Annotated in this window: 5 protein-coding genes and 1 pseudogene; 2 read left to right on the forward strand and 4 right to left on the reverse strand. The window is 38.4% G+C overall.

The window, feature by feature from the left end; genetic code table 11:
* Positions 1–603: 603 nt before the first annotated feature.
* Both IIC38_19580 and IIC38_19585 read left to right on the forward strand, forming a co-directional pair.
* Positions 604–1,347 (forward strand): annotated as a pseudogene (locus tag IIC38_19580) (Nif3-like dinuclear metal center hexameric protein).
* An 18-nt stretch (positions 1,348–1,365) separates the two neighbouring features.
* Entirely contained in the window at positions 1,366–1,944 is a 579-nt protein-coding gene (locus IIC38_19585) for a DUF448 domain-containing protein (protein MCH8128124.1), read from the forward strand.
* Between the two features lie 215 nt (positions 1,945–2,159).
* Here the strand turns inward: IIC38_19585 and cadA are convergent, their stop codons facing one another.
* The 4 genes from cadA to IIC38_19605 all read right to left on the reverse strand — a co-directional run.
* Positions 2,160–4,499 carry a cadmium-translocating P-type ATPase gene (cadA, locus tag IIC38_19590; GenBank protein ID MCH8128125.1) on the reverse strand — a complete coding sequence of 780 codons (2,340 nt, stop codon included), beginning with the start codon at positions 4,497–4,499 and terminating at the stop codon, positions 2,160–2,162.
* 93 nt (positions 4,500–4,592) lie between these two features.
* On the reverse strand, positions 4,593–4,949 hold the full coding sequence (locus IIC38_19595) for a helix-turn-helix transcriptional regulator (protein MCH8128126.1): 357 nt from the start codon (positions 4,947–4,949) through the stop codon (positions 4,593–4,595).
* Between the two features lie 137 nt (positions 4,950–5,086).
* A complete protein-coding gene (locus IIC38_19600; GenBank protein ID MCH8128127.1) occupies positions 5,087–5,887 on the reverse strand; it encodes a hypothetical protein in 801 nt (266 codons plus the stop codon).
* A gap of 74 nt (positions 5,888–5,961) precedes the next feature.
* A partial coding sequence (locus tag IIC38_19605) for a hypothetical protein (GenBank protein MCH8128128.1) occupies positions 5,962–6,233 on the reverse strand: 272 nt, incomplete at its 5' end.

A 6,233-nucleotide genomic window follows, 5' to 3' on the forward strand; every position in this document is an offset into this window, starting at 1 on the left:
AAACCGTAGTGCCTACTTGGACATCCAGTTGCACGTTGGGTTGTTCATTTTGTTGCGCGCGTTGTAGCATCGAGCAACGCGCTAATTCCCTGATGAATTCCCAGAATATGGGAATCATTTACGTAGTATATAGGTCTCTAAAAAACAAACAAACAATTGTTAAAAAAATGGAAAAAACCTTGAATTTAATGAATGTCAAATTTAATTTCATTTATAAGAATCCACCCAATTATCTGTTGCTGATCTTAATGATTATGAAAGAAACTCTTAAAAGAGAAAAAATAAACCTATAACCAGGGATGAACTGAATGGGATTAAATCTTTTAACTTTTACCGTAGGTAGTCTTATCATTTTACTTTTCACCGATATTTTTTTTAATTGGTATGAACGCTTTCTACAGCGCATTTTGCCTACCCCTGCCATGAGAATGTTGTTGATTAAATTGATGTGGGTAGTATTATGTATATTTTTTTGGTTACATTTTTTGGTAAGAAGAATCCCCGATGATTTTGACATCTCTTACCTGTTATTTGCCGGATTTATTTATAGCATCAAAAGTTTAATCACTTCATTTTTTCGCAAACAAGCATAAGGATTAACCTATGAATCGTGATGAATTAGTCCATTATTTAAGCGAACTTCTGGCCGTCGCTGAATTTAACGACGCCTGCCTGAATGGATTACAGGTTGAGGGTCGAAAAGAAATCCAAAAAATTGTTTGCGGGGTAAGTATAAGTGACAGATTATTTAAAGCGGCTGTCGATAAAAAGGCGGATATGATCCTGGTTCATCATGGCCTATTCTGGAAAAGAGATACGAATCCAATGACCATAACTGGCATTCGCCGTAATCGTTTGGCGCTTTTGTTGAAGAATGACATCAATTTGATTGCGTACCATCTGCCCTTAGATGCCCATGGCGAATTTGGCAATAACATTCAACTCTTAAATCGATTGCAAATTCCGGCTGTAGAATCTTTCGAGGTCGGTTTTATCGGCTCTCCTGCCGATTCATTATCGGTATCCGATTTGTGTAAAAGGATCGATGCTTCGTTGGAAACCAGCTCTGTCCTTTTCGATTTTGGACCGCAGGAAGTAAAACAACTATTGGTCATCAGCGGCAGTGGTTCTTTATTGGCCGAAAATGCCAAACAGATTGGAATTGATACTTTTATTGGCGGTGACATAAAAGAGGACCATGTTCGGGTTTTCGAAGAGTTGCAGTTGAACTATATTGCTGCCGGTCATTATAATTCCGAGAAGTTGGGCGTTCAGGCATTATGTGATCATTTAACCGATAAATTTGGGCTGAGAACCGAATTTGTGGATGTTCCGAATCCGGTCTAAATATTTCCAGGAAAATAATTGGGCAGATCTTCAATGCATATTCCAATTCGTACATGCATAGGTTGCCGGCAAAAAAACGATAAATATTCTTTAATTCGGATTATTCAAAATGAAGATGGATCCTATGAAATCGATTTTGCTCAAACTAAAAATGGCCGTGGACTTTATATTTGTCCGGTAAATACATGCTTAAGAATTAGTATCCAAAAGTTGAGGCATTTTAGTAAGCGGATCTATCCATCTCCAAATCAACAATCATTTTTGCAAAACCAGGTTGAGGATATTATTCAAAAAGACAAAGTATTTTCGCTTGTTGGATTAGCGAGGAAAGCCGGTAAGATTGCTATCGGCCAGACTGCTGCAGAAGCTGTAATTAAAAAAAAGCAAACACAACTTGTCATTGTAGCCATTGATGCAAGTGAAAACACCCGAAATAAATTCGACTTCTTATCGAAGCAAGCGAGTATTAAATGTAGAAATATAGGGACTAAATCAGAATGGGGACAGTTATTCGGTCGTGAATCAGCCGCGGTTTTTGCGATTTTACATCGTGGCTTTGCCAGGGCAATTTGGGCAGAGTTCCAAGTTGGAGATTAGGATAAAGCTCACGAAGAAAGTGAAGAGGCTGTGGCCAGAATATCATTCCCTCTTTTTTTCAGACTGTCCGAGAAACCCAAAACTGTTCATATTTGAGTGATAAAATAGGTTTTTTGACAGCCTGGTTTTCCCTGAAATTTTTGGTCTGAGTAACAAGATTCCCGCTAAGAGTATGCGGGAATGACAGGTTTATTAGTGTTTTTAAAAGAATAAACTTATGGTTTCCCAAATTTCAATACTCGCAATCCATTAAACACTACCAGTAAGCTGGCCCCCATATCTGCAATTACGGCCATCCACAGTGTCGCCAGACCGGGAATGGCCAACATTAGAAAGATAGCCTTAAGTCCCAGAGAAATTGAGATATTTTGTTTAATGTTTCGTATGGCATATTTGCTGAGTCTTTTTAAATAGGGCAACTTGCTTAAATCATCTTTCATCAATGCGATATCGGCAGTTTCCAAGGCCTGGTTGGTTCCGCTGGATCCCATGGACACCCCGATTGAGGCAGCTGCAAGTGCAGGTGCATCATTGATGCCATCACCAACCATTGCAACACCTTTATATTCCTTCTTGATTTTCTCGATTGCTTTCACCTTATCCTGTGGAAGTAGTTCGGCATAAAATTCATCAATGCCGATTTCCTGGGCAATCGCCCTGGCTGTACGATGGTTATCACCGGTTAACATAACCACTTTTTTGATCCCGGCCCGATGAAGTTCATCAATTGTAGTTTTTGCCTGGGGTCTTATTGAATCCGCTATTGACAATATCCCAAGTAATTCTTTTTCATTTCCCACCAACACTGCTGTCTGGTTCGCATTTTCAATCTGTTCCAGTTTCGTATGAATGGATTCATCACATAAATTTAGTTCTTCAAACAAAGCATGATTTCCGATTACCAAATTACCGCCATTCACTTTTGCCTTTAATCCTTTTCCCGGTAACGCTTGAAAATGATCGACAGGCAGTAACTTTATCTTTTCCTGCTCAGCTCTATTCGTAATTGCTTTTGAGACCGGATGCTCCGACCTGCTTTCTGCGGATGCGGCCAATTGAAGCAATTCCATATCGGATCGGCCATTCAATCCCAAAATTTGTACTACCCGGGCTTTCCCTTCCGTAACCGTTCCTGTTTTATCCATTGCTATAACCTGAATGCGGCCAAACTCCTCCAAATACCTTCCACCTTTTATCAGAATTCCATGGCGGGCTGCATTGGTTAATCCACTCACGATGGTAATCGGTGTCGAGATGACCAATGCACACGGGCAAGAAATAACTAACAATACCAGTGCCCGGTAAAACCATAATTCAAAAGGCATTGCCAGAAAAAGAGGTGGAATAACTGCGACTAAAGCTGCCAATACAACCACAGCGGGCGTATAATAATGGGAAAATTTCTCTACAAAAGCCTGGGCGGGAGCTTTCTTTGCCTGGGCCTCTTCCACAAGTTTGATAATTCTACTTAAAGTTGAATCTTGATATTCTCTACTGACTTTTACCAGCATCGACCCATGTTCATTTATTGTTCCGGCAAAAACCTCATCGCCGATAGTTTTATCAACAAGCATACTCTCCCCGGTTATTGGCGCCTGGTTAACACTGGATTGCCCTTCTTTAACAATGGCGTCTAAAGGAATACGGTCACCCGGTTTGATCACCAGAATCTCGCCAATATGAACGGATTCGGCTTGCTTAAGTATTTCCCCTTCAGGTGTTTTAACCAGGGCCGTTTCAGGGGTCAAATCCATGAGGGATTTAATAGAACGGCGGGCGCGTTCCATGGATCGAATTTCTAAATAATTGGCTAATGAAAAAAGAAATACCACCATCCCGGCTTCCGGCCACTCACCCAAAATCATTGCTCCAATAACGGCAATTGCCATAAGAAAATTGATGCCAAGGCGCAGATTCCCTACTTCCTTAATTCCCTTTTTAGCAATTGAAAATCCGCCTAACAGTATTGCCAAAATAAGCGGTGCTAAAGGAAACATTGATTCTTCTTGAAAATTAGCCCAAATGACGCCCCCGATTGCTAACATGCCGGTAATAATAACACGAACTAAATTCCTGTTTTTCTTCCAAAAATTGTCATTTGATTTTTCGATTTTCTCCGATTCTGCTATTGATTCAAAGCCAATCGATTTAAGCTCTTGTTTTATTTTATCGATCGATAAGGTGTGTGTTAAAGATAGTTTATTGTCTATGAGGTTGAAATGTATTTCTGTAATACCTGCAAGCTTTTGCAGATGAGCTTCTATTGGCCGGGATTCATCGGGACAATCCATCCCTTCGACAATTAAAGTGGAATGGTATACTTTCTCTTTCGGAGCTGCCTGGAATCCCAGCTTCGACACCGTTTCGAAAATTTGATTTGGATTGCCGGATTCAGATTCATGAATAACCCGAAGTTCCGCAGAAATAAAATCCATGGTGGCTTCTTTTACTTCCGGCAATCCGGAAATACCCTTCTGGATGGTCTGTGCGCATTCCGGGCAATCCATGCCTGTTATTTTGTAAATGGATTGTTTGGATTTCTTTGCTTCATTCATTCAATTAATCGCCTGACAAGTTTCTATTTTAACTGAGAGCAACCTAAATTCATTCATTATTCTCCGTGTTCTTTACATCTCATTATTCAGTACTTATTCAGTAACATGATCCATCGCTTGTGCAACAATGCTTTCCACATGATGATCTGCTAATGCATAAAAGACCAACTTGCCTTCTTTGCGAAATTTGACTAATTTTAAACCCTTCAGCAATCTCAGGTGGTGCGAAACCGAACTTACCGATGAACGAATTAATGTGGCTATATCGCAAACACATAATTCTTCTTGTGCCAAAGCCAGCAAAATTTTTAAGCGGCTGGGATCTCCTAAAATTTTGAAAATCTCAGACATATCAATAATCTGGGAAGATTCAGGGAGTGAATTTTTAGCCCGTTCGATGGCATCTAAGTGAAGAATATCTGTTTTACAAATTTCAATTTGATCATTCATAGAAATACTTGAATAAGTGTTCAAGTATAAATATATAACTTCACATAATATTTGCAACTAATTTTTATGACTGGAATTGTTTATTCTATTTTTATTTCGGTATTTGCGTGAATTTTCTACATCCCCTCCAAAATTGATCAATCAAGAGTTTGAATTCTAATTAATGTTCTTGCAACATCCTCTGAATATATTTGATGTTGAGGTTTCTCTTCATCAATGAATTTAAAATAATACAAAACAGACATCATAGGCTGCCGGCCTTCTTCACCATAGAAAAAGAACTCATTATTCTGTAGTTGAAATCCGTGAGAAGTTGATTCTTTAAGTATTTGCTTGGATAACCCTACAATTGATATGAATTCATAAGCAGTATTTTCAATGGATTCGTATTTTTCATTGAAAAGTTGGGCAAAGTCTTGCGTGTTTGGATCGCTTAAGTTGTTTCTGATAATTCGCTTTAGGTTATTAAGGTAGTCTGGCTCGTCATGGGCTTCTTCATGGGGTTTTGGCCATGTCAAGAAAAGACAAAAGTCCTTTTTATGTTTAACTTGGAAACTAAATAGATGTTTAATTATTATGGAAATTGACACTTCATTCTTTGATATATTTCCATCATAATCAAGGTTTATGCAATCGACAGGAAAAATGTTTATAGATCCCTTAGCTATACCTTTAACATTGTTTGAAATGTACTTTTCAAAATTTCGTTCTACAGTTGCATTAACAAGTTTTTTTTTCAGGTAAAGCCAAATAATTGAGCTTTTTTCAAAGCAAACAATTTTGCCTTTTGTAAGAAAGTAATCTTCTGTTTCAGTATCTCGAAATTCAAGAAAACCTTTTTCAGCAAATAACAACAAATCCTGCATTCCTTGGGCTGGGAATGTAATAATAGTAATTGCTCTCTCATCACCACCCCTATTCTCACCATCTAGTACCAATTTTATGTATTCAACCCACCTATCTCGGATTTTGTTTTTATGGCTGGAGTTACGAATATACTGTTCGGGCATTGCTACTCAATGTCCTTCCATTCAGCAATTTTCTTGTAAAATATTTCACGCAGTTTTTTAGCGTCACCGTTACTTTTGGTGAAAGCATATTCAAAGATTAAAAACACTTCTTCCAAGTAATTCCAGTCCTTTTTTTTGAATTTCCTGGAGATAGATTCATCTATTTCGATAATAGATGACTTAGCGTTACTTTCGACAATTTGAATAGGTGCAATTATCATTTCTTTAGCGGAAACAGTGTCCACAATTTTGGCTTTTATTTGTGACTTTGGCT

Source organism: candidate division KSB1 bacterium (assembly GCA_022566355.1).
Lineage (GTDB): Bacteria > Zhuqueibacterota > JdFR-76 > JdFR-76 > DREG01 > JADFJB01.

What these genes read in the sequence shown, in the direction of transcription:
- IIC38_19595 (MCH8128126.1), bottom strand. Translation starts at nt 4,949, where the DNA reads ATGAATGATCAAATTGAAATTTGTAAAACAGATATTCTTCACTTAGAT.
- cadA (MCH8128125.1), bottom strand. Translation starts at nt 4,499, where the DNA reads ATGAATGAAGCAAAGAAATCCAAACAATCCATTTACAAAATAACAGGC.